This window comes from Tellurirhabdus bombi (assembly GCF_021484805.1).
Taxonomy (GTDB): Bacteria; Bacteroidota; Bacteroidia; order Cytophagales; family Spirosomataceae; genus Tellurirhabdus; species Tellurirhabdus bombi.
On the sequence record NZ_CP090557.1, the window covers coordinates 3025856 to 3051877 of the forward strand.

Sequence of the window (26022 nt, forward strand, 5' to 3'; positions counted from 1 at the left end):
AAAAATAGAAGAGAAACTGACTATACCCGTGGTTTTTTTTAAAAGGGTACACTTTTCTTCTAAAAAAAATGTTACTATGAGCAAAAGATAATCCTTATTCTTGGACGGATTTAACTGACGATGGCAAATAACACACTGTTAACTCGGGTATTAAGTTCTATTTTTTTTCGTAAGTCAGCCGGTAAGGCTTCGCGCTATGTGCGGAGTAGTAAAAGTTTGTTTGAGCTAATCAATAAAGTCGCTACCAAAACGAGCGATCTGGGCGTAACGGGTAGCTATTCGGCCGCAAAAGACCAGGTAGGGCTGCTAGTGCGCATGGTCCGAGCCTACGCCAAAGGCGAATACAAGGCCATTCCGCAGAAAAGTTTGCTGTCTGTGGTGGCGGTGTTGCTGTATTTTATCAATCCGTTTGACCTGATCCTGGACGTACTGCCAGTGATTGGATTTGCCGACGACGTTGCTTTGCTTCTGTGGCTTGTTAATTCAATTGGCAGTGATATTGAGAAATTCCGGATTTGGGAAGAAGACCGGAAGACAATTAAAATTAGCTAAAAAAACAGGTACGCAGTCAATTAGAATTTTGTTTTTTCTTACTTTTGTATATACTTTTCTAAACGCAGGTTATCATGGAATTATTGACCATTTTTGCTTTCTTGGGCTCGTTAGGCGGAACTGAACTGTTGTTGATCGGTTTGGTTATTCTGCTATTTTTTGGCGCAAAACGCATCCCAGAACTAATGAAGGGTCTGGGCAAAGGCATCCGTGAGTTCAAAGACGCTACGAACGATGTCCGTCAGAACATTGAAGATGGCATGAAAGACACGAAATAAGGTACGAATTATTGATGAAAAGTAAGCTGCTTTTCGCTTTAATTCCGAACTAGTATTTAGACAACAGAGTAGCCCAAGGGTGGTTGCTCTGTTGTTGCTTTTTCCACCTACCTAAGTGCATGATGCCCGTAACGCTTTACCATTCTCTATCTTCTATCCAGGCTGATCTGGCTTCTGGCGCCGTAACGTGCCGACAACTCGTTGACTATTATCTAGATCGTATTCAGCAAAATCAGCATTTGAATGCTTTCGTGGCCGTGTATGCCGACGAAGCCCGACAACGTGCCGAAGCAGTGGACCAGCGGCTGAAAGAAGGAAAGGCAGGACGGTTGGCAGGCATGGTATTGGGGATAAAAGATGTGCTGAGCTACAAAGATCACGGTGTGCAGGCAGGCAGCAACATGCTATCTGGCTTCGAAGCTCAATTCACAGCAACTGCGGTCCAACGCCTCATCGACGAAGATGCGATCATTATCGGGCGGCAGAACTGCGATGAGTTTGCGATGGGGTCCTCCAACGAAAATTCGGCCTATGGACCTGCGCGAAACGCTGCTGATCCTGAGCGTGTTCCGGGCGGATCGTCGGGCGGCTCGGCAGTAGCGGTGCAGGCCGATTTGTGCCTGGCCTCAATCGGGAGCGATACGGGAGGATCCGTGCGTCAACCCGCCGCATTTTGTGGCGTCATCGGTTTGAAACCTACTTACGGACGCATCTCGCGCTGGGGACTTATTGCCTACGCTTCCTCTTTTGATTGCATTGGGCCCATAACACGTTCGGTTGAAGACGCGGCACTTTTGCTCGAAATCATGGCGGGAGCCGATGACTTTGACAGCACTGTGTCACAAAGCCCCGTTCCGGCTTATTCAAAGCAAGCAGCTTCTGAGCGTCCTTTGCGTATTGCATACCTGCGTGAAGGCGTTGAAAGTGAGGGTGTTGACGAAACGATACGCCAGCAAACGATTGCCATGCTGGATCAGCTTCGGGCACAAGGGCACGTTGTTGAGCCAGTAACATTCCCTCTTCTAAAACACATTCTGCCTACTTATTATATTTTGACAACGGCCGAAGCGAGTTCCAACCTCTCCCGCTTCGACGGCGTTCGCTATGGCCATCGCAGCCAGACGGCTACTGATCTGGAATCGCTTTACAAAAAATCGCGTACGGAAGGCTTCGGCGACGAAGTGCGGCGGCGTATCATATTGGGTACTTTTGCGTTAAGTTCCAGTTATTATGATGCTTATTATACGAAAGCACAGCAGGTTCGACGTTTAATTAAGGAATATACCGATCAGTTGTTTGCAAACTACGATTTGTTAGCAACTCCCGTTACGCCAACAACGGCTTTCCGGATTGGCGAGAAAACCAGCGATCCCTTGCAGATGTACCTGGCTGATATTTTTACCGTGCAGGCAAATGTGGTGGGTTATCCGGCCATTGCCATCCCGAACGGAACGGATGAAAAGGGGCTTCCTATTGGCTTTCAGATGATGGCAGCACCCTTCCGGGAAAGCGATTTACTGGCCGCCGCGAACCAACTAGTAGCGCAGCCGGTCAATAGCTAATCGCGGAATGAGTTGGCTCCTTCCAAAAAAAGTACCATTTTTAGGCCGGTTTATCTTTACTTGACCTATTTGAAGAACTAAAACTTAACTCATGTCGAACCTGAACAAGACCCTGCGCAGTCTCCGACAGATTGGAATTGTTGTTTTTGCAATGAGCGTAGGCTCCACGGCCTGGGCGCTCCAAGTTCCCGCCGACACAAGCCAGGCAGTTGCCGATACGCTGGAAGAAGAAGTGAACGTCATTCTTGTTCAGGACGTGCCAACAGTTCCAGCAGAATTGTTGAAAAAGCGGTTGGCAGGTCTTGAAAAGACGATTCCACTTACTTATAACAAGAGTGTGCATGGTTTTGTTGACTTTTTTACCTTTCGCAAGCCAAGTTATTCCCAGAAATTTCTGGAGCGGATTCCCATGTTTTTTCCGCTTTACGAACGGTATCTGGAGCATTATGGAATGCCCGACGAACTAAAATACCTGTCCATTGTGGAGTCGTCCCTGGTACCCAAAGCTGTTTCAGTAGCAAGCGCGGGCGGTCTTTGGCAGTTTATGCCCGGTACGGGTCGGGACATGGGGCTTTATCAGGACGAGTATATTGATGAGCGGATGGATCCTGTTAAGTCTACCGACGCGGCTTGCCGTTATTTGAGGGATTTATACCGAATTTTCAATGATTGGCACCTAGCGCTGGCTGCCTACAACAGTGGTCCCGGAACTGTCAAACGGGCCATGCGCCGTTCGGGTGGGGACTCATTCTGGACCATCTACGACTACTTGCCAAAGGAAACCCGTGCGTATGTTCCGCAGTTCATCGCCTTGAATTATGTGATGAATTACGCCAATGATCACGGGATTTATGCCGCCAATCCCCAATACACCATTCCCTGCGACACCATTCATGTGAACAGCTATTTTTGTCTGCAAAAGTTCTCCAAGTTTACCAGCATCCCACTGGAAGATTTGCAGAAAATGAATCCGTGTCTGGTGACGACCATTTTGCCGGAACATACTCGGAATTTTGTTTTGCGGGTGCCAACAGACCGGTTCGATTACTTCAAAGCCAATCGCAAATACATCATGGATTCGGTTACTGTTTTGCCAACCATGACGCCTAATATGTTACTGGCAACGGCAGAAAACTATACGGATGATACCAATGGTTCCTTGAAAAAACGTGATTGGTTTCCCTTTACGGATTCCAACGAACAGCAATCGGTACGGGTAGTCGTTGCGGCCAATTCAATCGTCGAAGAAGGTGCAGACCTCGAAGAGGTTATTCAGAAAAAGCCCCGGAAGGTGATTCATACCGTTAAGCGGGGCGAAGTGATGGACCGGATTGCGCAGAAATATGACATTGACGTTTACGATCTAAAAGCCTGGAATCGCCTGAAATCAGCTCGGCTGACGGTGGGGCAGAAGCTAGTGATCCTGCGCGAAGCTAGTCCGGCTAATAAATCGCTGGCGAAGAAAGAAAGCGTAGAGAAAGAAGAAGTAGTGGCCCGGAAAACGAGAGAATACAAACCTCGTTATCATACCGTACAGCAGGGCGATACGCTCTGGAATATTTCGAAACGCTACGGGGGCGTCTCAGTAGAGGATCTTAAAAAATTGAATAATATCAAAGACGAAACGCTAAAAGCTGGCCAGAAAATTATTGTTGGCTGATGGCTATTCAAGTCTGAATTAGAAAAGCAAAACCCACGACAACGCTTTCGGATGTCGTGGGTTTTGTGTATATTTATTGGCCAGAGAATTTTATTTTAAAGAGGTTTTACGCATACCATGATTGCTTATATCAACGGCACACTCGCCCATAAAGACCCTACTTTTGTCATTGTGGAAGCGAATGGCCTGGGTTACGAAATACACATTTCTCTCTATACGTCCACCATTCTGCCGGGCGTGAATGAAAAAGTTAAGTTATATACCTATCAGCACATTCGGGAAGACATTCAGGCTTTGTACGGTTTTGGGGAAACCGATGAAAAACAGCTTTTCATGGATTTGATCAGTGTCTCCGGAATAGGACCTAATACGGCCCTGGTCATGCTTTCTACTTTGCCTCCCGTCGAACTTCGGTCGGCGATTTTGATGGAAAATGTGAAAGCCATTCAGGCCATTAAAGGAATCGGAGCAAAAACAGCCCAGCGGGTAATTCTCGAACTGCGTGACAAACTGAAAAAGGCAGGCATCACTGCGCAAGCCATTCCTAATTATCGGGTAGCGGCAAATCCAGCGCGCGAAGAAGCCCTGGCGGCCTTAACGACGCTCGGTATTGCCAAACCTGTGGCCGAGAAAAGCATCGATGCCATTCTGAAGCGCGAGGGCGATAACATCAGCGTAGAACAGCTAATCCGGCTGGCACTTCGGTAAAAACCTTTGGCCAGTTGTAACTTTTTGCGAAATTGCTGTCTGATAATATGTCGGGAATCTGTAGTATTATATTTTGTTTCCGATAAAGAAAAAAAATTATTCCAATAGACTATTATTGCCGAGTATTCCGTTGGATGTAAGAAGCCTCCCGAATTTAAAATTCTATTTCCGCTGAACATTTTGTACTTACTTTCGTTGCCATTAATTAAGTACCCTCGACGGAGACGATGGCTGTCGGCTATAAGCTGGCCAAGCCTTTGGATGGCTATTTTTGGAGCTGTTGCTGCTGACTTTGAGGCTTTGGCTCAAAACGCACCCCGGCGGCCTTCAACTCCGGCGGACACCATTGCTCGTGCCCGTCAGGATAGCCTGCGCGCTACGCGTTCAGCCGCGCGACGCCCGACGGTGCGCTGGAGTGACCGCTATACGAGCCGTTATTCCAGTCAGGTACCCCGCTCGCCATTTATTCTGCGTGATCCACGATCTGTATATTCCGATATTCAGCTGGATTCGCTGGGACGTTTGTTGGTCAACGAACGAATCAGCGCGCGGCCCGATGCTACCCGCACGACGCCCGCAACGCCCAGTGTGGCTGCTCCGCCAGTGCCGCCTACTTCGGGCAGTGGCCTGCCTTTCCGGCCCGCCGAAACCATTCCGTATGAAGACTACAACCGGATGCAGAACCAGCGCGTTCGGCAAAGCATTTGGCGTGAATACAGCGCAAGAGGCGATGGCCAAAGCGCCGTTAGTGGCCGGGGCCTGGTTCCAAAACTGGAATTGCCTCCCGTCATTGATCGTTTATTCGGCGGAAACCTGATCGACTTTAAACCAAACGGTTTTGTGACGCTGGATTTTGGGTACCTGCACCAGTTTATCGATAATCCAGCCATTCCGGTGCGGCAACGCAAATCGGGAAACTTCATCTTCAACGAACAGATCAATATTAACTTTAACGGTAAAATCGGTGAACGACTTGGGTTGATGGCCAACTTCGATACAAAGGCCAGCTTCAACTTTGAGAACATGCTCAAGCTGAATTACCGCCCGAATGTTCCGAATTTGCCGACTTTACCGGGTGTCAGCACCCCCAGTTTGCCGGGACTTAGTGCGCCCGGTTTAAATAATCCGCTTCAGCAGCCGACTACGCCGCAGTTTCAGGCGCAGGATGCCAGCATCATTCAGGGTATCGAAGCCGGAAATATTAGCTGGCCGTTGAGCAGCCAGCTGATTCCTGGCGTTCAAAACCTGTTTGGTCTTAAAACCCAGCTTCGGTTTGGCAAACTGTATGCCACAATGGTATTTTCGCAGCAACGGTCGCGGCAGGAAGAAATTTTGTTGCGGGGCGGCTCGTTGCTGCGGCCTTTTGAGATTCGGGTGGATAATTACGACGAAAACCGCCACTTCTTTCTTTCGCAGTTTTTCCGGAATAATTACGAAAACTCCCTGAGGTCATTGCCGCAGGTTACTTCGGGCGTAACCATTACGCGTTTGGAGGTTTACGTGACTAACCGAACCAATACCACCGAAAGTTTACGGAATATCGTTGGTTTTGGGGACTTGGGGGAATCGACCCAACTGAACCAGCCTAACCCTTCACTTCAACCCATTCAACCCAACCGAGCGGCGGACAACCAGACCAACGGCTTATACGACAGGCTGCGTGTCAACGACGATGTGCGCCAGGCAGATCGGGCAGCGAACACCCTCGAAGGAACGTTTGGCTTACAGAAAGGGACAGGGTATGAAGTGTTGCGCGGTGCTAAACGACTCACTGACCGCGATTATAAATTCCAGCCTGAATTGGGATATATCTCCCTGATTACGCCGCTTCGAAACGACGAAGTATTGGCGGTGGCCTATGAATATACGTACCGTGGGCAGCGGTATCAGGTTGGGGAATTAACCGAGAATTATCAGAATCGGCGGGAAGATGAAACCATTCTCCTAAAGCTCTTGAAGTCATCAACCATTCGGAACAACACGCAGTTGCCGATGTGGAACCTGATGATGAAAAACATCTACAACCTGAATACTTCGCAGATCAACCGGCAGAACTTTCAGTTGCGGATTGTGTACAAAGATGACCTGACGGGCATCGACAACCCGAACTTGCAGGAAGGACAAAATCTGGTAAATCGGCCATTGGTGCAGGTTTTGAATCTGGATCGACTGAACCCACAGAATGATATTCAGCCAGATGGAAACTTCGATTTTGTTGATAATTACACCATTGACAGCCGCTATGGACGCGTGATTTTCCCCGTTCTAGAGCCTTTTGGGTCTTTTCTGGAAAGTCAGTTTACGGCGGAAGAACAGGCGCTAAAGGCAAAATACGTCTACAACGAGCTGTACCGTACGACCCTGGCCGATGCCCAACAGATTGCGGCTAAAAATAAATTTTTCCTTCGAGGAAGCTTTCAGTCATTTGGCAGCGGGCCCGTCAATTTGCCGTATGGAGTTGACGAAAAATCCGTTCAGGTACTCGTTGGAAACGTACCGCTAACAGCTGGCGTCGATTTTGCCGTGGAGCCTTCTACCGGTTCAATCCGGTTTCTGAACGAAAGTTTGTTAAATTCAGGCCAGGACATTCGGGTTCGGTATGAGCGCCCTGATTTGTTCCAGAATCAAATTCGGCGCCTTTTCGGTACGCGGCTCGACTACCGGCTCAATCCAGATATTAACCTGGGGATGACGGCCATGGCCATGCGCGAAACGCCAGCCGGTTACCTTACCCGGGTAGGCATTGGGAATGAGCCAATTAATAATACAATCATTGGATTTGATGCCAATATTCGGAAAGAATCGCGCTTCCTGACAAAGTTCATGGATGGTTTGCCTTTTGTGCAGACCAAAGAGCCGTCGGCAGTTGCGTTTCAGGGTGAAGTTGCCCAGTTAATTCCGGGGGTGGCTCCGCGCACGAACAACAATTCATTTATTGATGATTTTGAAGCGGCCCGCACCATCTTCGACATGACCCGGCAGCCAACCCGCTGGCGATTAGGAGCTACGCCGCTGGCTTTCCCGCAAGGCTCGACGGCCAACTCACTGGAATATGCCTACCGACGGGCAAAAATATCGGTGTACACCATTGATCAAACGTTTTACAACACGGTTGTTGACGGTCGGACGCCCTCCAATAATCTAACTGAACAGGACCGGAATAACATCTTTGAGCGGCCTTTTTTGCCGCAGGATTTGTTTCCTGGGCGTTCTCAACGAATTGTTAACTTACCCGAAAGCATACTGGATGTAGCCTATTTCCCGCGTGAGCGTGGAATGTACAACTATAACCCTAATCTGGATACGCGGGGATTATTGGCGGGTGATCCGAAACAGAATTTTGGTTCGGTGACGCGCGCCATCTCCTCTGATGTGGATTTTGATAACGCCAATATCGAAAACCTCGAAGGCTGGATTATGGATCCTTTCGTGGCTGGGGCCAACGGCGTTATTCGGGATGGCATTGAAAATAAAAACAATACAACGGGTGGAAAACTGATTTTTAACCTGGGAGATATTTCCGAAGACGTCATTAAAGACAGCCGGTACAACTTTGAAAACGGCTTGCCAATCGATGGCAACACGGTTACTTCGAATGGGTTTCAAAAGGTAGATACAACGCCTTGGGGACGGGTTACACGTTCGCAGTTTGTAACCCAGGCCTTTGATAACCAGCCGGGTGCGCGTGAGAATCAGGACGTTGGTTTGGATGGATTAAGCAATGTGGACGAGCGCCAGCAATTCCAGTCGTATCTGAGCCAGGTTTTACCCCGGGTAACCGATCCGGCAGCACGGGCGCAGTTGGTAAATGATCCATCTGGGGATGATTTTCAATATTATTACGGCGAGAAAGCGGATTCGGTTCGGAACATTGTGGCACGTTATAAGCCGTTTATGGGGATGGAAAATAACTCGCCCGAAACAACCGGCGGATTGTTTACGCCTGCTTCAACGAACCTGCCAGACATCGAGGATTTGAACATTGACAATACGATCAATGAAAATGATGCCTATTACGAGTATGAATTTGATCTGCGGCCGGGCAAGTTTGAAGTCGGCAAGGGCTACATTATTGATAAAATAGAAGTTAACGGAACAACCTGGTATCAATTCCGAATTCCGGTACGGGAGTATTTGCGCAAAGTAGGAAATATCAATGGCTTTAAATCCATGCGTTTCATGCGGATGTATCTGACCGACTTTGCCGAGCCAGTGGTGTTGCGGTTTGCTCAGTTGCAGCTAACGGCGAATCAATACCGGAAATACACCAATGATCTTTCAGCTCGCGGGATTCAGGAAGTGCCGGAGCCTTACGATGCCCAGTTTAAAGTAGCGTCGGTAAATATTGAAGAAAACTCTCAGGCGGCATCGGCAGCAGGGGGCAATAAGTATGTTTATTCGGTGCCGCCGGGTTTTATCCGTGACCGCGACTTTACGCAATTAAACAACTTCGAGTTGAATGAGCAGTCGATGAGCCTAAGCGTGACGAATCTGCGCGATGGCGATTCGCGGGCCGCGTTCAAGAACGTAAACCTGGACCTGCTGTTCCGGGAGCGTTTGCAGATGTTTGTTCACATGCACAACAACGATAATGAAAGCGGGCAGACGGCAGCTTTCATTCGCCTGGGAACTGATTTTACCGACAACTATTACGAAATAGAAGTTCCCGCGCTACAGGCTACACCTGAAGGTTCGCAAACGCCTGACCGAGTTTGGCCTTCGCAAAACGAAATTGACATTGCTTTATCGGAACTGACTAGCCTCAAAGCAGCTAAAAATCGCGCCTATACCCGTACCAACACCTTGCCTTATTCGGCAAAAAGCAGTGATGGGCGTTACAACATAACTGTGCAGGGAAACCCCGATTTGAGCGCCGTGCAGGTCATTATGATCGGGATGCGGAATCCCAGAACTGCCGACGAACGACCAAAAAGTTTTACGATTTGGGTAAACGAACTACGCACCAATGGGTACGACCAAACGGCTGGCCGGGCTGCCGTTGGAACCCTGAATCTGAAGCTGGCGGATGTCGCCACGGCAACCTTATCGGGTAAGCTGACTACGTTTGGCTTTGGTGGGGTACAGCAGCGAATAGGCGAACGGGCGCGGGAAACAACGATGGAATACGGCATCCAGTCGGCGATTGCGGTGGATAAGTTCATGCCCGAAAAATGGGGTTTGCGGATTCCATTGTACGTCAATTATGACCGTCGAAACGTGACGCCCCACTTCAACCCGCTTGATCCGGATACGCCACTGGACACGACCTTAACCACGTTGAGCGAGAACGAGCGGGATAGTTATAGAAGGTTGGTTCAGGATAATGCGGTTCGGAAAGGAATTAACTTCTCGAATGTTCGAAAGGTTAAAACCGGCTCTAATGCGAAGAATCATTTCTACGACATCGAAAACTTCTCGGCGACCTACGCTTTCAATGAGTTTGAGCGAACGAACATCCAGACGCAGCAATTCATCCAGCGACAGACGCGTGGTGGATTAGCCTATACGTATACGGGTCAGCCGAAAGCCATTGAGCCATTCAAGCGATTCAAGAGTCTCGAAAAGCCTTTTCTGTATTGGCTCCGGGATTTTAACCTGACGCCAGCGCCGTCCATTGTGGCTATTCGGGGCGAGCTGGATCGGAGCTTTACAAAAACGCAGTTGCGTAATTCCGAGCTGAATACCGACGGCATGGTGCCGTTGTTTGAGAAATATTTTTACTTCAACCGGTATTACGACCTAACCTGGAACCTGACCAAAAGCATTCTGGTGACCTACAACGCCCGGTCAAACGCCATCATTGATGAACCTGGTGGGGATATCAATACTGAGTCGAAGTATGATTCGGTGCTGACGAATTTTAAGCGCTTGGGGCGGACCAAGAATTTTGAGCAAAATATCAAAACAACGTACCGACTGCCTTTGGATAAGCTGCCGTTAACGCGCTGGATTTCGGCGGATGTTACGTACAACATGGGGTATCAATTCCAGGCGAACTCCTTTAATCTGCGCGATACGTCCGACGTTTTGTTTGGAAATACAGTGCGGAATAACCGGGAGCGGGGCATTCAGGGACGGGTGGATTTAGTGCTGCTCTACAACATGATCAAGGCGTTGCGCTTTGCGAATAATCCGTCACCGCCGCGCAAAAACTTTACCCGAAATCCTGGTGATGTGGAAGAAATCGTTCGTCAGGAGAGCCGACTGCTGAAGAGTTTTGTCCGAACTTTGCTGACCGTGCGGGGTATTAATTTCTTATACAACGTTCAGGAATCGACCATTTTGCCGGGTTTCCTGCCGACACCGCGTTTCTTTGGCTTATCCAATGAGAATGCGCCGGGACTGGGGTTTGTGCTGGGCGGGCAGGATCGGGCTTTTCAATACAAGGCCGCCGAAAGGGGGTGGGTTTCGCGCAGTGCTGCCCAAAACCAGCCGTTTACGCAATCCATTTCAAAACGGTTTGAAGGACGGACAACGCTGGAGCCTTTCCGCGATTTCCGCGTAACCGTCGAAGCTCGCCTAACTCGTTCGGATAGCTACCAGGAGTTTTTCCGGCCTGATAGTTTGGGAAAACCATTTGTTAGCCAGAGTCCGTTCCGAAACGGGCAATTTAGTATGTCCTTTTTGTCGTTCAAAACGGCTTTTGTTCGCTTGCGGCGCGATAATACATCTCCGATCTTCGACCGATTTGCTGAATATCGCCAGATCATGCTCGACCGGCTGATTCGCATGAATCCGGCCGTTGGTGGGGGAGGTGAATACAACCTCAACTCCCAGGATGTGCTGATTCCGGCGTTTTTTGCGGCTTATAGTGGGAAAGATATTAACAAAGTAAAGGTGAATCCTTTCCTCAAATTCCCGCTGCCCAACTGGAAAGTTGATTACAGCGGGTTGTCGCAGCTGGCAACGTTTAAAAAATTATTCAGCTCGTTTACACTGTCACACAGTTATAATTCGACGTATAGCGTTGGTAACTTCACGTCTTCGCTGGATTACGACGCCTTGTACGTCAATCTGGCGGTAATGGGTTATCCGTTAAGCTCGGTGTTGAACCAGAATCAGTTTTTCGTGCCGGTTTTTGTGATGAGTACCATTACGATGCAGGAACGATTTGCTCCTTTTGTGGGCGTGAATTTCCGGACGCAAAGCAAGATTACGGGGCGGCTGGAATACAACCAGGATCGGACCGTGGCCCTGAATCTATCGAACTCGCAGGTGGCCGAGCTCAGCAACAAAGATTTAACCATCGGTATTGGCTTTACCCGAAATAATTTGCGGATACCTTTCCGGATCAACGGTCGTTACCAGCGCTTGAAAAATGACCTGACCTTTAATTGCAACGTGACCTTCCGGGATACGCGGTCGGTGCAGCGGAAGCTGGATAACACCACGACGAACGGTGTGGGCGAACAGGTGATCACTGCCGGAAACGTTAATTTCCAGTTGCGACCACAGGTGAGCTATGTTGTGAGCAACCGCCTGAATGTGCAGGTTTATTTCGACCGGACGTTTAACGACCCGCTCGTATCGAACTCATTCCGGCGGGCAACAACAGCTGGTGGGGTGCAGGTACGCTTTAACCTGGCCGACCAATAAAGCGGTTCTGGCAAATCTGCCAAATTTTAGCTGGGCAATAATGAGCCGTGATGCGAAACTTGTTTGCAAATACGGCTTGGTCTACCGTATTTTGCATATCAAACTAAGGACACATGAACTTCCCTGCTGAATTAAAGTACACCCAAGATCACGAGTGGATTCGTCTTGAAGGCGACGTTGCTGTTGTTGGAATCACGGATTTTGCCCAGAAAGAATTAGGGGATATTATTTTTCTGGATATTACAACGGTTGGCCAAACCCTGGATCAGGGTGAGATTTTTGGCTCAGTTGAAGCAGTAAAAACGGTATCTGACTTGTTTTTACCCGTAAAGGCTGAAGTTATTGAAATTAACCCGGAAATTGAAAAATCACCGGAATTGGTCAACGAAGATCCTTACGGTCGTGGATGGATCGTTAAAATACGGATCGAAAACACCGCTGATATTGACGAATTACTGTCTGTTGAAGCCTACCAGGAATTAGTTGGTGCCTAAGCCATAAACGAAAGTAGAGAAAGCTCCTGCCGGGGCTTTTTTTTTGACATCAAATGAACCGGCGATAAGCTGCCGCCGGAGTCATCACCCGCAGCTTTGCCGCTGTCTGGTACTAGACTTATGAAGATTCTGATTCGTGCTGCCCAAATTGTTGATTCACAATCACCGCTGAACGGGCAAATTCTTGACTTATTGATCGAAAATGGCCTGATTCGGCAAATCGGTACCGATATCGAAGCCGATGAGGCCACGCAAATCATTGCCGCTAACCCTGCTTCGAATGGGTCTGACAAGGGAACCCTTTGTGTGTCTGCAGGGTGGGTAGATATGCGGGTATCGGCTAAAGATCCGGGCTATGAACACAAAGAAGAACTAGCCACGGCCTGTAAAGCCGCCGCACGCGGTGGATTTACGGACATTGCTTTGCTACCGAATACCAAACCAACGCTGGATTCGAAAGATACCATCGGTTACATCCGGCATACGGTGCTGGGGCAGCCGGTGAGTGTGCATCCAATCGGGGCGATTACCAAAGGAGCGGCAGGGGTTGATTTTACGGAAATGATCGATTTGCACCATGCCGGAGCTATTGCTTTCTCGGATGGCGAGCACCCACTTTCCAACCCCGATTTGCTGGTTAAAACCTTACAGTATCTGCAACCATTCAATGGCTTGCTGATGAATCGGGCCGAAGAAGGCGGCTTAACGGTGTTTGGCCAGATGAACGAAGGCATCTCAAGCACCTTGCTGGGTTTAAAAGGACTTCCGGCAGTAGCGGAAGAGCTGATCGTTGAGCGGGATTTGCGGTTATTGGAGTATGTCAATTCGACCGCGTCCGTTGATCAAACCGAGTTAACAACACCGGTCTTGCACTTTTCGACCATTTCGACAGCCCGGTCGGTCAACCTGATTCGGGAGGCGAAAGCAAAAGGATTGCGCGTAAGCTGCGATATTGCAGCACACCAGCTGGCGTTTGACGATTCGGCCCTGATGGACTTCGATACCAATCTAAAAGTGAATCCTCCTTTCCGGTTACCCGACGATGTGGAAGCCCTGAAACAGGGTCTGTTAGATGGGACAATTGATGCCATTGTATCCGATCATAATCCGCAGGATGAAGAAAGCAAAAACCTGGAATTTGATCAGGCCGAGTTTGGAATTATTGGCCTGGAGACGGTTTTTTCGGTAATCCGTACCCATTACCCGGAGCTTCCTTTAGGCACTCTGATTGACAAGCTAACGTACCTGCCCCGGCGCATTCTACGTTTACCTGAGATGACAATTGCTGAAAGCCAACCCGCTGTACTGACAGTCTTCAACCCAGACCAGACGTGGGAATACAACAAAACGGTTTCCAAGTCTAAAAACTCTCCTTTTCTGGGAGCGACCCTCCGGGGAAAAGCCTTGTGGACAATCAACAAAGGGTTAGCTGAACACGTAGAAGCATGAAACAATTTTTGGAAATGTTTGCCCATCCGTTGCTAAAATGGTCGTTACTGGCCGGATTAATAACGGGCATTTTATGCTTCTTTTATTTTCTGGCGCTCTATTTCATTGGCATAACGCCTTTGGGAAACCACAAAGTACCCGACTTTGGCATTCACATCATCATGATGGTGGCGACGGTCTGGTATTATCGAAAACGCGTGGGCCAGGGCTTGCTACATTTATGGGAAGGGCTAACAATTTGCTACGTAGTAAATACAGTAGGCGCAATCATTACGGGTTGGCTGATTTATTTCTTTGTTGAATACATCGATCCCAGCGTATTTACGAACTACCTCGCCGAAATGGCTGCCCTTCTTACGTCGACGAAAAGTCAGTTGGTCGAAAAATTGGGCGAAGCCGAATATGCCGTCTTGCTGCAAAGTATCAAAACAACGCGTCCCGGGGATCTCATTACCGATGAATTAAGCAAAAAGACCGTACTGGCTGTGTTGCCTGTTCTGATCATTTCGTTGATTTTTCGTAGACAGGATATTAGTGCACCGAATCAAAAATAAAACTATCTTAAACGTTTACCATCAAAACGATAGATTATGGAAGAGGCACCCTCTACTGCTCGTCTCGCTCTCAAATGGGGAGTGATTGCCGGTGTTGTTTACATCGTTTATTCCACCATTCTATATCTAACAGGTCTTTTCAGCAACCAGCTGGCAAGTGCCTTTAGTATGGTTTTGATGATTCTGTTTATTGTGTTGGCCATGCGGGACTTTCGCACGCTGAACGGAGGCTACATGAGCTACGGAGAAGGCGTTAGTTTAGGGTCGTTGATGTCGGCTATATCAGGCTTGTTTTCGTCGACGTTTAATTACATCTATACGACGTTCATCGACCCAACGATCCAACAGCAAGTCATCGACAAAATGCGCGAGCAATGGGAAGGGCAGGGCATGAGTGATGAACAGATCGAAGGAATGATCGAAGCAACTCAGGCGTTTCAAAGTCCGGGGCTGACGTTTGTGTTTGGGGTTTTGGGAGCGATCCTGATTGGACTTATTATTTCGCTGATTGTAGCGGCCTTCATGCGTCGGAATAAGCCGTTTGGCGATTTCCAGTAATTCTTCACTATGGTTGCGATTTTTCGGAAAGAAATAAATAGCTTTTTCAGCTCACCGGTAGCTTACATCATCATGGCTGTTTTTTTGACGGCAGTTGGCCTGATGTTGTGGGTGTTTCCAGATACGAGCCTTCTGGACTATGGCTACGCCGATATGAGCGTATTTTTTAATGTCACGCCCTATGTCATGTTGTTTCTGATACCAGCTATCACAATGCGTTCCATTGCTGAAGAAGTCCGTACCGGCACGCTGGAATGGCTACTGACCAAGCCCCTGAGCCGACGCGGGTTGATTCTGGGAAAATTTGGCGCCAATTGGTTGCTGGTGTTGATACTGCTTATTCCGACGCTTCTGTATTATTACACGGTCTACCAACTGGGCAACCCCGTCGGCAACACCGATTCCGCGGCCATTCTCAGCTCTTACGTGGGTCTGTTGTTGCTGGGGGGCGTTTTTGTGGCCATTGGTTTGTTTGCTTCGTCGCTCAATGACAACCAGGTCGTCGCTTTTGTCTTGGGCGTTTTTTTCTGTTTTCTACTTTATGTGGGTATCAGTTCAGTTGCCGCCTTTGAATTCTGGGGGATTTTGTCGTATCCATTGAGCTGGCTGGCCCTCGACGAGCAATACCGCATTCTGGGGCGGGGCCTGATTGATTCCCGAAATGTAATTTACCTGCTTAGCCTCACAGGCCTGTTTTTATTTCTGACAGAGTGGCGGCTGACTGCTCATACCCGCTGATTATGCAACTTAACAAACTAGTAAGGATTCTGGCAATTGCGTGGACAATAATCATCTTCATTGGATGCGCGCTGCCGGGCGATGCGACGCCCGATGTGATAACGGTTAGTGATAAATTCAAGCACATGGCCATCTTTGCTCTGTGGGCTTTTCTGTGGAGGAAAGCGTCGAATTTGTCCTATGTTTCGTTATTTGTTATTGGTACTCTTTACGGCTTTGCCATTGAAATCTACCAGTTGGTAATGCCCATCAATCGTGCCTTTGAGTGGCTGGATCTGGTGGCTGATGCAGTGGGAACACTGGCCGGTTTGGTTTTTAGCATGTGGGCATGGCCTTTGCTGGAACGGATGGGTTTGGTAAAACCTTGAGTTAAGTTGCTTTGAATTTCAATAATTTTTCCGCTGCCTGGATCGGTAGGATGCTCCCCTGGCGTACCTGATTTTCCATATCGGCTACTTTCTCTTCTAAATCGGGCTGGTTATAAAACTGCTCTTCCAGTTGTTGCCGGATATAGCTATGCATCCAGGCCAAGTTCTGTCCTTGCCGGATCAGGTTGCGGTGGCCGTTGTGCTGGAGGCTATGCTGGTGCTGCTCAACCCAATGCCATAAATCAGTAATCCCTTTGTTTTCGCTTGCCGAACAAGTTAGCACCTGCGGAATCCAGCCCGTTGGCGTAGGCGGAAATAAGTGAAGAGCATTCTGGTAGTCGGCCCGGGCGTGTTCGGCGGCGGTACGGTTGGCCCCATCTGCTTTCGTAATGGCAATGACATCGGCTAATTCCACGATGCCGCGTTTCATGCCTTGCAACTCGTCACCTGCTCCCGCCAGCATGAGCAGTAGAAAAAAATCGACCATGCTATGAACCAGCGTCTCCGACTGGCCCACGCCAACCGTTTCCACTAGAATGACTTCAAAGCCTGCCGCCTCACACAGCAGCATTGTTTCGCGGGTTCGATGGGCTACACCACCTAGGGAGTCGCCTGCCGGTGAAGGACGGATATAGGCAAGCGGGTCAACCGAAAGCGTTTCCATACGCGTTTTATCGCCTAGAATACTACCTCTGGTGCGCTGGCTGGTTGGATCGATGGCCAGAACAGCCAGCCGTTTGCCTCGGCTAGTGAGGTATTTGCCCAACGTTTCAATAAACGTGCTTTTGCCGACGCCCGGAACACCCGTTATGCCAACACGAATAGATTGGCCGGTATGAGGCAGAAGTTGTTCCAGAACGCGTTGAGCAAGCACTTTATCGCTCGCTAAACGGCTCTCAACGAGCGTGATAGCTCGGCTCAGTGTAAGTCGGTCGTGGGAGAGGATGCCTTCAACGTATTGATCAGCGGTCAGTCGATGCATGATGCAATATACGCTCTGCCAAAATCAAGTCTTCCGGTGTGGTGATTTTTATATTTTCGTATGAGCCGTCGATGAGGGTAATGGGAAAGCCCGCGTGCTCAACTACACTGGCACAATCCGTAAAAAAAGGCTGCTCAGCGGTTTGAAAGGCCTGCCGAAAAAGCGCAAGCTGAAAGGTCTGGGGCGTTTGAACTAAACGATACTGCGTTCGATCAACAGCCTGGTTGCTGCCGTCTGCGTGCACCACCCGCGCTGAATCTTTCAACGGAACGCAGGTAACGGCGGAGCCATGCTGGCGGGCAGTTTCAAAACTATTTTGGATAATTTGGGGAGTAATGAAAGGGCGCACACCGTCGTGGACGGCCACTAGACCATCTTGAGCCATGATTTGCTTCAGCCCATTCTGAACCGACTGAAAACGGGTTTTGCCGCCCGGCACAACCAACGTTGGCTCCGTAAAGTGATACTGATCTGTCAGCGCATTCCAAACGGAAATCTGTGCTTCAGGTAAGACAAGAATTGCCTGTATATCAGGAGAATAAGCGAAAAAACGCCGGATAGTATGCATAAGGATTGGTAGACCACCGATGGGCAAAAACTGCTTCGGCGTGCTATTCCCCATTCGGCTACCACTTCCTCCGGCGACGATAATAGCGAATTGCTGCATAAATAAAAAAGCCAAGAGAAGCCTTCGCCTCTCTTGGCTCAATAGTTCATAGCTTAAAGAATGAGCATAGCGTCTCCGTAACTGAAGAACTTGTACTTTTCTTTGATGGCTTCTTCATAAGCTTTCATCACTAAATCATAGCCACCGAAAGCGCAGGTCATCATGATTAGGATGGACTCCGGCAGGTGGAAATTCGTCAGCAATGAATTAGCAATTTTGAAATCGTAGGGAGGGAAGATAAATTTATCTGTCCAGCCTTCAACCGGTTTCAATCGCCCGTTTGCCGAAACCGAAGATTCAACCGCTTTAAGCGAAGTGGTGCCAATGGCGCAAACCCGCTTTTCCCGATCAAGAGCCTGGTTGACAATGGAAGCCGCCGAATCAGTGATGGCGTAGTTTTCCGAATCCGTTTTGTGTTTGGTCAAATCCTCGACATCAACCGTCCGAAAAGTACCCAAACCAACGTGCAAGGTAACCGGGGCAAAATGAATGCCCTTGATTTCCATGCGCTTCATGATGGTTTTGGTGAAGTGCATACCCGCCGTTGGAGCAGCTACCGCGCCAACGTGTTCCGCAAAAATCGTTTGGTAGCGATCGCGGTCAGCATCTTCGGTTTTGCGCTTTATTTCGCGGGGAAGCGGAGTCTCACCTAGCTCATCAATGGCCTTCATGAATTCCTCATGCGATCCTTCGAATAGAAAACGGATCGTACGGCCACGGGATGTGGTATTATCGATGACTTCGGCAACCAGGTCGCTATCGCCAAAGTATAATTTATTCCCTACGCGGATTTTTCGGGCCGGATCGACCAGTACATCCCACAGACGCATCTCACGGTTGAGTTCACGCAATAGGAATACTTCAATCTTAGCACCAGTTTTTTCTTTATTTCCGTATAATCGAGCCGGGAAAACCTTGGTGTTATTGATCACCATTACGTCACCATCATCGAAATACGACAGGATGTCCGAAAATTGTTTATGCTCAATTGTCTTGGTCTTCCGGTCAACAACCATAAGCCGTGAATCCCCACGTTCAGGCGGATATAAAGAGACAAGACTTTGGGGTAAGTCAAATTTAAATTCAGACAGTTTCATACAGTCAGAAAAAGAACGAAGCTTTCAAAGGAGCGCAAAAATAGTAAAATAGTAGGCAGTTGGCAGTTAGCAGTTCATAGTTTTTTTTAAAAGGTCCAAAAAACTCAGTATATTTCTCTTTCTTGTCCTAAAAATTAACTACTATCTGCTAACTCTTCAATACCTATTGCTCATTGCTTTCCGACGAACTACCTACCTGAATCGGCTGTACAGCTCCTTCTGTGTTGACCTCGGCGCGGTCTGACAATGAAAATTTCTGCATCAATTCTGGGGTGACCTCGTTGGCATATGTTCCCTGAGCAGAGACAAATACACCCTTCATGTCGTTTGGTGCCGAAATGGCGTACAGAGTCATTTCATCGCCGGGATCGGAAGTTCCTTCAAAACGGTGGAACTCATCCACGTGAAATTCATCACTTTTTATACGAAGCCCACTGCCGCTTTCTTCCAGATAATCGCGTTTGGGCGTGAATTCGTGTATGTACCCGCGCTCGCGCAGGGTCTCCATTGCTTCTGTGAGGGTTTCGAAATGTTCCATGGCGTATGGTGTAATTCAGTGTTTTTAATTAACACAGAAGCGGTAAAGATGTTTGGAAAAGCAGCGATAGGCAGCCCATCCCGTAAGAAAATAAAACAAAAAAGCTCAGCAAGCCTTTCCTCTGTAAGCTGGCAAATCAGCGACTTAGAACAAACGCAGGTATTATTTTACAAACCTTTACAGAATGAAAACAAATTGGCATTCAGCTAAATGGCTACTGGCCCTTGGTACATTGGTGGCGTGTGAAGATCATCGGGATAGCCCGAATGCTTCGTTTCCAAACCGCATCGATTTTGTGGCACAACGGCAGTACCCGGAAGGCATTGCGTATTCAGCCCAGCTGAATCGCTTCGTGATTACGTCCATTACCCAGGGGAAAATTGGCACCGTTACGCTCGACGGGAAATACGAAGACTTACTATCGGCCCCGGAACTGATTAGCGGAATCGGCGTTAAGGTTGCCGAAGGAAAGATTCTGGTTTGCAATGGCGATCAGGGCGTATCGGTTAAAAGCACCCCGGCAACGGCGTTCCAAACGGCTGAATTGCTGGTCTTTGACCTAAATACCCGGCAACTAGAACGTCGCGTTGATCTGGATGCTCTGCTGCCCGGTAGCCGGCATTTTGCCAACGACCTGGCTATTGATCCGCAGGGGAATATTTACGTGACTGACTCGTTTTCACCGGTAATTTACAAAGTAACCAGATCGGGCGAAGCGAGTATTCTAGTCAATGACGCGCGGTTTGCCAGTACGTCATTTGGCTTGAACGGGATTATTTACCATCCGAATGGCTACCTCATTGCGGTAAAAACCAGCGACGGGAAACTATTCAAGATCGATCTGAAAAATAACAACGCCATCACTGAAGTAGGTGGATTGACTTTGATGGGGGGCGATGGCATTACGCTGTTCAACAACGACCTGTATATTGTTACCGGCAGCGGTAGCCAGGTTTCGCAAGTTCGAAGCACTGATAACTGGCAAACAGCGCAGCTGGTGAAAAACGATACGCAAGGGTATTTCCAGGCCACGACCAACGTAGCAGTGAACGGGCGGATTTATTCGCTGAATGCGCGTATTGGTGAAGTGAGCGCCGCCGGCATGGCCATGAATCCGGCACAGTTGCAATCCAATGAGTATAGCATTCAGGTGTTTAAGTAAATAAAAAAGGAGAGAGCGGTGTGCTCTCTCCTTTAAATTGCATTTCGAAGCGTTTATATGGCGGGCTCCTGTTGGCTAAGGCAATGGAAACTGCCCAACCCCCACACAATTTCGGTCGAATCAATGCCAACGACTTTCCGATCGGGAAAGCATTTCTCCAGAATATCAAGCGCTATCTGGTCTTTCGCGCAACGGAAAGTTGGTACAATCACCGCCGCATTGCTGATGTAAAAATTGGCGTACGAAGCTGGTAACCGCACGTCATCACTAAAAACCGGATCTGGCATAGGCAACTCAACAATATTCAACTGCTTGCCATTTGGCAAACGCATGGCCTTGAGTTCGCGGTGAATTTCTTCCAGAAACGCGTAATTGTCATCGTTTTTATTGGTTTCGCTGGCGGCAACTACTGTGTCCTCGTTAACAAACCGAACAGTATCGTCGATGTGGCCGTCGGTATCGTCGCCAACAATGCCTTCTTCCACCCACAAAACCTGCTGAACCCCGTAGTAATCGCAGAGGTATTGCTCAATTTTATCTTGTGTCAGGTGCGAATTCCGGTTTTGATTAAGCAGACAAGCCCGGCTGGTCAGCACTGTTCCCTGTCCATTAAACTCAACGGAGCCGCCTTCCATGATAATGCCTGGATTAACATAAGGCAAGTTGCGGTAATGGGCAATTTCAACGGGAATTAAGTCGTCTCGGTCGTAAGGCGGATATTTGTTTCCCCAGGCATTATACCCCCAGTTCACAATCATTCTTTGCTTGGTTTCCGGATTAATCAGAAAAGCCGGGCCGTGATCGCGGCACCACGAATCATTAGTGGGGTGGGGGAGAAGCGTGACGCGATCCATGTCTACGCCGGCCAGCATCAGCCGCATCTTGGCGATTTGAATGACCGTTTCGTTATGGGCATTGATGCAAACCTGCTCGCCCTGGGTAATGGTTTTGATAAACTCAATGTAGGCGGGCATCATCTGTTCCTGCCGATCCAGCGACCAGGAAGCTTCGGTATGCGGCCAGCTCAACCAGGTTGCGACGTGGGGATGCCACTCCGCGGGAAAAAAGAAACCCTGCTGCGCGGGCGTCTGTCGGGTATGGTTATCTTGGATATCTGTTTGTGTATTCATGCGGATTTTGATGACCTTCCTGCAAAAATATAAAATAGGTTAGCGAAATAGATCAAGCGTTGAGCGTAGTTACTGCGATTGGCAAATGAATCAGGCCTTTTTGCTGCCCTTTTATAAACTGGCTGTTGCTGCTTTGCTCGCACCGGCAGACGCCATCGTAGCGCGGCCCAGAAAAATTTCATCGCCTTTCAGGGTGATGTCGGTATAGAACTGATACCCATTTTCCACATACCGGAATTTCACCTGGCTAACCTGATCTTTTTTGGCGTAAGGCATTGTCGCAGCAACCAGCACCTGGTTACCATTGACGATAGCCCGTACAAAAGGCCGGTTGCCCGTTTTCAGTTGATTGGGATTGAGTTTATACCAGGTCTTTCCGTTGTCATACGAGCATTCCGTGTTGGTATTGAGGTATTTCTCCTGGCCATTAAACAGGTCGCCGTGGTGTTTAAAAAGGCGCCACAAGCCGTGGACGTAATGTTCGTAGCAGGCGTAATTCCGGTCATTGCCCAAACCCTGTTCGGCGGGGTCGGTAGGCGCAGGCTGATCAGGCAGAAGATTACTGTAATCATCCCATAGAATGGCTCCGTAAGCACCCGTAAACCAGTAAAAAATGGCTAGTCCTTCAGCTACCATGGGCGGCGTTGGGTGTTCGGCTTTCAGACTATTTGGAAAAGCCGCACTCTGGGTATTAAACAACCATTGCCAGGCAATGCGCTTTTTAGGCGAAAAACGGCCATTAACTTCCTGTTCGTGCAGCACACTAGCCAGCCAGTGACGCGAGCCATTATCAGAGTGATCAATGCTGTAATCAAATTCCGGGTAGAGGAAATAGACGCCCGGCATTTGAAAATCAATTAGTTCGCTGAACGATTTGCCAATAATATCGTCAGGCATACCAAATTGACGCGACGTGCTGGTGTGCTTGGCGGGCATATCCCACAGCCAGTGTGGTCCTGCGTTATAATCGCGGCGGCGTGAGTACCCAAAGCCATTTACGGGAACCGGACCAATGGAGCCAACTTCCGTGTCAGGACCGATGTTTTCCCGAATGGTTTTGTAAAGGAATACGTAGAGATTAGCATGATCCTGGCGGTGGCTGGAGCCTTCGTTCTCGGCATCCACAAAAATTTTGCTAAACGAACTCAGCATTTTACCGGGAGGGCAATCATTGAACATGTAGCAGCCCCCGCCTAATTCTGAAGCAGCGCTGTACATACTCTGGCGGGCTAACGGATCGCCCGTCGGGCGCTTGAACCACGTTTGGTTGGCTAAATCGCCATTTTTACCCCACGCCAGCATAAAAGGCTGATCCGAAAAGTACTGGCCTGGAATCCAGAGCGCTCGCTGGCTGGGCTTCAGGCGGCTTTTCCAGCCGTCGGGTTTAGGGGAATAATCGCTTCGGTATTCTTCATCAACCATGCGGGTGCGGTCGATGGAGGAGAACCCGCGTCGAAACAATTTTGCCCAGTCCTGCTCCACGTGCAGATTCCGACCCGCTCCGCAGAACGTGAGTGATTTAGTAGCGGGAAGGGTGAAATCATCAACGATGTCAATATTCCAGTAACCCTTTCGAGTGGTAGGTGCAAACGCCTGACGCGGTGTCGCCTGAAGGGGCGTTGAGGCGGGCAGCTCACCGGTATGCTCGGTTTTAATAACCGGTGGGCCGCTATTCCACCAGAAAAAGAAACCCAAAGCAGAAACAACGGCCAGGAGCAGGGCTATTTTGATAAACTTGCTGATAAGGAAAGGCAGTTAGTGATGAAAACGCAAAATAATGATGATCGCTGTATGATCAAAAAGCCGACTCGTCGTCGGCTTTTCGTTATTCGTCAATATAGCGTCTTGTGATTGGCTGGTAGGAATCGATTCGCCGATCGCGGAAATAAGGCCAGGTTGTTCGGTATTTGTCCGTTAAATCCAGGTCAATTTCCTGAACGTGAATAACCTCTTCGTCGTGAGGAGCCAGGTAAAGCAGTGAGCCGTGCGGATTTGAAATGAATGAACCACCCCAGAACTGCTGTTCAGCTTCCTGGCCCACGCGATTGACCGCCACCACGTGAATGCCATTAGCAATGGCGTGACCGCGCTGAATGGTCTGCCAGGCGTTGTATTGCTCCTTATTAACGACGTCTGGGTTTGGTTCGGTCGTATCCCAGCCGATGGCTGTCGGATAAAAGAGTACTTCGGCCCCCATCAGCGCCGTAATGCGCGCTGCTTCCGGGTACCACTGGTCCCAGCAGATCAGAACGCCAATTTTAGCGTATTTCGTGTCAAATACTTTGTAACCCGTATCGCCCGGGGTGAAATAAAACTTCTCGTAATAACCCGGATCATCGGGAATGTGCATTTTGCGGTATTTTCCCAGGTACGTTCCGTCGGCGTCAAGCACGGCCGTGGTGTTGTGATACAGTCCCTGCGCCCGTTTTTCGAACAGCGACGCAATCACAACCGTATTGGTTTCGCGGGCGACGGCGGCCAGCCGCTCGGTGGTTGGACCGGGAATGGCTTCAGCCAGCGAAAAATTATGGTGATCTTCTACATCGCAGAAATACAACGAACGAAATAATTCCTGCAAACAAACAATCTGTGCACCCTGCGCAGCCGCCTTCCGAATTCCATCGATTGCTTTCTGCGTATTGACTTCCAGATCGGCTGTACACGACATCTGCACCAGCCCAATGTTGACTTTTTTTGACATAATGCTTTTTAATCCTACAGAATGGGGCGCTCTTGAGCGGACCGCCAAAATAAGAACACGTGATTTATAAGAATAACCCAGGCTTAATCGGAGTGTTTGGCACCGCGTCTGAGCCGTGTTATTACAAAGTAAAAAGGTGAGAATAACAAAAAAGGTTCGTTTATCGCCTACTTCTGGCTTCGCGCCGCAACTCCCGTAGGTCAAAATCGAAAGGAAGGTCATTCATGCATCTGAAGTGGCCCAGTGGACAGCGGTCGTACCCAATTTTGGAACAGGGGCGGCAGCCAAGTCGGTTATTTTCGAGGGCCACAAAGCTGGTTTTGTAGGGGTACATGCCTAAATGCGGCGTTGTATTTCCCCAGATCGAATAGACCTTCTTTTTTAGGGCCGCCGCAATGTGCATTAAGCCCGTATCGTGGCTGAAAACCAGACTGGCCATTTGTAACAGGGAGGCCGATTGGTTCAGGTTGTATTTACCACAGGCATTGTAGATCAGGTGATCGCCCAGTGCCTGCCGGATTTGCTCGCCCGCTTCGGCGTCTTCCTTACCACCTAATAAAACAATGGGGAAGGCAATTTTCCGGCAAAGTTCAATCATGCGCGGAACAGGCAGTTTTTTGGTATTGTGCTGTCCACCAATGGCGTAGGCTACGTAGCGGTGGCGATGCGTTTCGGGTAACCATTCCAGCTCGACATGATCTTTGTAGGGAATAAAATAGTCTAGCCCCAGCTCATCATTAATAATATTGAAAGACTTCACCGTATCCATGTAGCGGTCAACAATGTGCACCGGTGGCATGGAATTGATTTTAAACTGCACATACAGCCATTTCCGAATATTCAGCTTGTCAAACGTGTAAGACCGCACGCCCAGCCGGAGTTTAAGCAGGGTAGTGCGCAGGTTGTTGTGCAAGTCAATGACGTAGTCAAACTTTTCGGCCTTTAGCTCCTGTACCAGATCGTCCAGCGACGTATTCAGGTAGTGCGCTTTATCGATATAGGGGTTATGCTCAATGAGGGTTTGGTAAGCTTTTTTTGTGCAGAAATGCACCTCTGCGCCCGGAAGCTGTTGCGTTAGGCAACGAACGACCGGCGTCGTCAGCACGATGTCGCCGATCGACGAAAAACGGATAATAAGAAATTTCAGGTTCTTGGTGCGCATTGGTAGCTTAAAAATACGAATATTCGGTCAAGTAATCAGGCGAAATGCTGGAAACTTACCTAATAG

General features: G+C 48.9%; 21 protein-coding genes. 13 read left to right on the forward strand and 8 right to left on the reverse strand.

What is annotated here, in order from left to right; genetic code table 11:
- Nucleotides 1–120 precede the first annotated feature (120 nt).
- The 12 genes from L0Y31_RS12900 to L0Y31_RS12955 all read left to right on the forward strand — a co-directional run bounded on the left by L0Y31_RS12900 (nucleotide 121) and on the right by L0Y31_RS12955 (nucleotide 16517).
- Complete coding sequence (locus L0Y31_RS12900; RefSeq protein WP_234733483.1) at nucleotides 121–552, forward strand: YkvA family protein; 432 nt, start codon at nucleotides 121–123, stop codon at nucleotides 550–552.
- A gap of 74 nt (nucleotides 553–626) precedes the next feature.
- Entirely contained in the window at nucleotides 627–830 is a 204-nt protein-coding gene (locus L0Y31_RS12905; RefSeq protein WP_234733484.1) for a Sec-independent protein translocase subunit TatA/TatB, read from the forward strand.
- A 119-nt stretch (nucleotides 831–949) separates the two neighbouring features.
- Nucleotides 950–2392 (forward strand): Asp-tRNA(Asn)/Glu-tRNA(Gln) amidotransferase subunit GatA, encoded by a 1443-nt coding sequence (gene gatA, locus L0Y31_RS12910; protein ID WP_407084035.1) that lies wholly within the window; start codon nucleotides 950–952, stop codon nucleotides 2390–2392.
- A 91-nt stretch (nucleotides 2393–2483) separates the two neighbouring features.
- The gene (locus tag L0Y31_RS12915) at nucleotides 2484–4052 is read left to right on the forward strand and encodes a lytic transglycosylase domain-containing protein (protein WP_234733485.1); all 1569 of its coding nucleotides are present in this window, start codon (nucleotides 2484–2486) and stop codon (nucleotides 4050–4052) included.
- Nucleotides 4053–4169: 117 nt separating this feature from the next.
- A complete protein-coding gene (gene ruvA, locus L0Y31_RS12920) occupies nucleotides 4170–4760 on the forward strand; it encodes a Holliday junction branch migration protein RuvA (RefSeq protein ID WP_234733486.1) in 591 nt (196 codons plus the stop codon).
- Nucleotides 4761–5021: 261 nt separating this feature from the next.
- The gene (sov, locus tag L0Y31_RS12925) at nucleotides 5022–12356 is read left to right on the forward strand and encodes a T9SS outer membrane translocon Sov/SprA (RefSeq protein ID WP_234733487.1); all 7335 of its coding nucleotides are present in this window, start codon (nucleotides 5022–5024) and stop codon (nucleotides 12354–12356) included.
- 113 nt (nucleotides 12357–12469) lie between these two features.
- Nucleotides 12470–12850 carry a glycine cleavage system protein GcvH gene (gene gcvH, locus L0Y31_RS12930; RefSeq protein ID WP_234733488.1) on the forward strand — a complete coding sequence of 127 codons (381 nt, stop codon included), beginning with the start codon at nucleotides 12470–12472 and terminating at the stop codon, nucleotides 12848–12850.
- A 120-nt stretch (nucleotides 12851–12970) separates the two neighbouring features.
- Nucleotides 12971–14299 (forward strand): dihydroorotase, encoded by a 1329-nt coding sequence (locus L0Y31_RS12935; protein WP_234733489.1) that lies wholly within the window; start codon nucleotides 12971–12973, stop codon nucleotides 14297–14299.
- The gene (locus L0Y31_RS12940; protein WP_234733490.1) at nucleotides 14296–14853 is read left to right on the forward strand and encodes a DUF4199 domain-containing protein; all 558 of its coding nucleotides are present in this window, start codon (nucleotides 14296–14298) and stop codon (nucleotides 14851–14853) included. Before L0Y31_RS12935 ends, L0Y31_RS12940 begins: the two co-directional genes overlap by 4 nt.
- Before the next feature lie 36 nt (nucleotides 14854–14889).
- Nucleotides 14890–15411, forward strand: coding sequence for a DUF4199 domain-containing protein (locus L0Y31_RS12945; protein WP_234733491.1), 522 nt, complete (start codon nucleotides 14890–14892; stop codon nucleotides 15409–15411).
- 9 nt (nucleotides 15412–15420) lie between these two features.
- A complete protein-coding gene (gene gldF, locus L0Y31_RS12950) occupies nucleotides 15421–16149 on the forward strand; it encodes a gliding motility-associated ABC transporter permease subunit GldF (protein WP_234733492.1) in 729 nt (242 codons plus the stop codon).
- Between the two features lie 2 nt (nucleotides 16150–16151).
- On the forward strand, nucleotides 16152–16517 hold the full coding sequence (locus L0Y31_RS12955) for a VanZ family protein (RefSeq protein ID WP_234733493.1): 366 nt from the start codon (nucleotides 16152–16154) through the stop codon (nucleotides 16515–16517).
- A 1-nt stretch (nucleotide 16518) separates the two neighbouring features.
- Here the strand turns inward: L0Y31_RS12955 and meaB are convergent, their stop codons facing one another.
- From meaB to L0Y31_RS12975, 4 genes are all read right to left on the reverse strand, one after another.
- A complete protein-coding gene (gene meaB, locus L0Y31_RS12960; RefSeq protein WP_407084078.1) occupies nucleotides 16519–17502 on the reverse strand; it encodes a methylmalonyl Co-A mutase-associated GTPase MeaB in 984 nt (327 codons plus the stop codon).
- On the reverse strand, nucleotides 17480–18166 hold the full coding sequence (locus L0Y31_RS12965) for a 2-C-methyl-D-erythritol 4-phosphate cytidylyltransferase (RefSeq protein WP_234733495.1): 687 nt from the start codon (nucleotides 18164–18166) through the stop codon (nucleotides 17480–17482). The genes meaB and L0Y31_RS12965 overlap by 23 nt, the downstream gene beginning before the upstream one ends.
- Before the next feature lie 53 nt (nucleotides 18167–18219).
- Nucleotides 18220–19263, reverse strand: a complete 1044-nt coding sequence (gene queA / locus L0Y31_RS12970) for a tRNA preQ1(34) S-adenosylmethionine ribosyltransferase-isomerase QueA (RefSeq protein ID WP_234733496.1) — start codon at nucleotides 19261–19263, stop codon at nucleotides 18220–18222.
- A 163-nt stretch (nucleotides 19264–19426) separates the two neighbouring features.
- Nucleotides 19427–19801, reverse strand: coding sequence for a hypothetical protein (locus L0Y31_RS12975; protein ID WP_234733497.1), 375 nt, complete (start codon nucleotides 19799–19801; stop codon nucleotides 19427–19429).
- Nucleotides 19802–19985: 184 nt separating this feature from the next.
- Here L0Y31_RS12975 and L0Y31_RS12980 point away from each other — a divergent pair, with 184 nt between their 5' ends.
- Complete coding sequence (locus tag L0Y31_RS12980) at nucleotides 19986–20963, forward strand: SMP-30/gluconolactonase/LRE family protein (RefSeq protein ID WP_234733498.1); 978 nt, start codon at nucleotides 19986–19988, stop codon at nucleotides 20961–20963.
- Nucleotides 20964–21016: 53 nt separating this feature from the next.
- Here the strand turns inward: L0Y31_RS12980 and L0Y31_RS12985 are convergent, their stop codons facing one another.
- The 4 genes from L0Y31_RS12985 to L0Y31_RS13000 form a co-directional block, all read right to left on the reverse strand.
- Nucleotides 21017–22093, reverse strand: coding sequence for an agmatine deiminase family protein (locus L0Y31_RS12985; RefSeq protein WP_234733499.1), 1077 nt, complete (start codon nucleotides 22091–22093; stop codon nucleotides 21017–21019).
- A gap of 111 nt (nucleotides 22094–22204) precedes the next feature.
- A complete protein-coding gene (locus L0Y31_RS12990) occupies nucleotides 22205–23788 on the reverse strand; it encodes a hypothetical protein (protein ID WP_234733500.1) in 1584 nt (527 codons plus the stop codon).
- A 130-nt stretch (nucleotides 23789–23918) separates the two neighbouring features.
- On the reverse strand, nucleotides 23919–24794 hold the full coding sequence (locus tag L0Y31_RS12995) for a carbon-nitrogen hydrolase (protein WP_255772816.1): 876 nt from the start codon (nucleotides 24792–24794) through the stop codon (nucleotides 23919–23921).
- 160 nt (nucleotides 24795–24954) lie between these two features.
- The gene (locus L0Y31_RS13000; RefSeq protein ID WP_234733501.1) at nucleotides 24955–25956 is read right to left on the reverse strand and encodes a glycosyltransferase family 9 protein; all 1002 of its coding nucleotides are present in this window, start codon (nucleotides 25954–25956) and stop codon (nucleotides 24955–24957) included.
- Nucleotides 25957–26022 lie beyond the last annotated feature (66 nt).

Excerpts from the sequence above, each read along its gene's own strand:
- L0Y31_RS12935 (WP_234733489.1), top strand. The coding sequence starts at position 12,971 with ATGAAGATTCTGATTCGTGCTGCCCAAATTGTTGATTCACAATCACCG.
- gcvH (WP_234733488.1), top strand. The coding sequence starts at position 12,470 with ATGAACTTCCCTGCTGAATTAAAGTACACCCAAGATCACGAGTGGATT.
- L0Y31_RS12965 (WP_234733495.1), bottom strand. The coding sequence starts at position 18,166 with ATGCAGCAATTCGCTATTATCGTCGCCGGAGGAAGTGGTAGCCGAATG.
- L0Y31_RS12995 (WP_255772816.1), bottom strand. The coding sequence starts at position 24,794 with ATGTCAAAAAAAGTCAACATTGGGCTGGTGCAGATGTCGTGTACAGCC.
- L0Y31_RS12905 (WP_234733484.1), top strand. The coding sequence starts at position 627 with ATGGAATTATTGACCATTTTTGCTTTCTTGGGCTCGTTAGGCGGAACT.
- L0Y31_RS13000 (WP_234733501.1), bottom strand. The coding sequence starts at position 25,956 with ATGCGCACCAAGAACCTGAAATTTCTTATTATCCGTTTTTCGTCGATC.
- queA (WP_234733496.1), bottom strand. The coding sequence starts at position 19,263 with ATGAAACTGTCTGAATTTAAATTTGACTTACCCCAAAGTCTTGTCTCT.
- L0Y31_RS12945 (WP_234733491.1), top strand. The coding sequence starts at position 14,890 with ATGGAAGAGGCACCCTCTACTGCTCGTCTCGCTCTCAAATGGGGAGTG.
- gldF (WP_234733492.1), top strand. The coding sequence starts at position 15,421 with ATGGTTGCGATTTTTCGGAAAGAAATAAATAGCTTTTTCAGCTCACCG.
- gatA (WP_407084035.1), top strand. The coding sequence starts at position 950 with ATGATGCCCGTAACGCTTTACCATTCTCTATCTTCTATCCAGGCTGAT.
- ruvA (WP_234733486.1), top strand. The coding sequence starts at position 4,170 with ATGATTGCTTATATCAACGGCACACTCGCCCATAAAGACCCTACTTTT.
- L0Y31_RS12955 (WP_234733493.1), top strand. The coding sequence starts at position 16,152 with ATGCAACTTAACAAACTAGTAAGGATTCTGGCAATTGCGTGGACAATA.
- L0Y31_RS12980 (WP_234733498.1), top strand. The coding sequence starts at position 19,986 with ATGAAAACAAATTGGCATTCAGCTAAATGGCTACTGGCCCTTGGTACA.
- L0Y31_RS12915 (WP_234733485.1), top strand. The coding sequence starts at position 2,484 with ATGTCGAACCTGAACAAGACCCTGCGCAGTCTCCGACAGATTGGAATT.
- L0Y31_RS12985 (WP_234733499.1), bottom strand. The coding sequence starts at position 22,093 with ATGAATACACAAACAGATATCCAAGATAACCATACCCGACAGACGCCC.
- L0Y31_RS12900 (WP_234733483.1), top strand. The coding sequence starts at position 121 with ATGGCAAATAACACACTGTTAACTCGGGTATTAAGTTCTATTTTTTTT.
- L0Y31_RS12940 (WP_234733490.1), top strand. The coding sequence starts at position 14,296 with ATGAAACAATTTTTGGAAATGTTTGCCCATCCGTTGCTAAAATGGTCG.
- L0Y31_RS12975 (WP_234733497.1), bottom strand. The coding sequence starts at position 19,801 with ATGGAACATTTCGAAACCCTCACAGAAGCAATGGAGACCCTGCGCGAG.
- sov (WP_234733487.1), top strand. The coding sequence starts at position 5,022 with ATGGCTATTTTTGGAGCTGTTGCTGCTGACTTTGAGGCTTTGGCTCAA.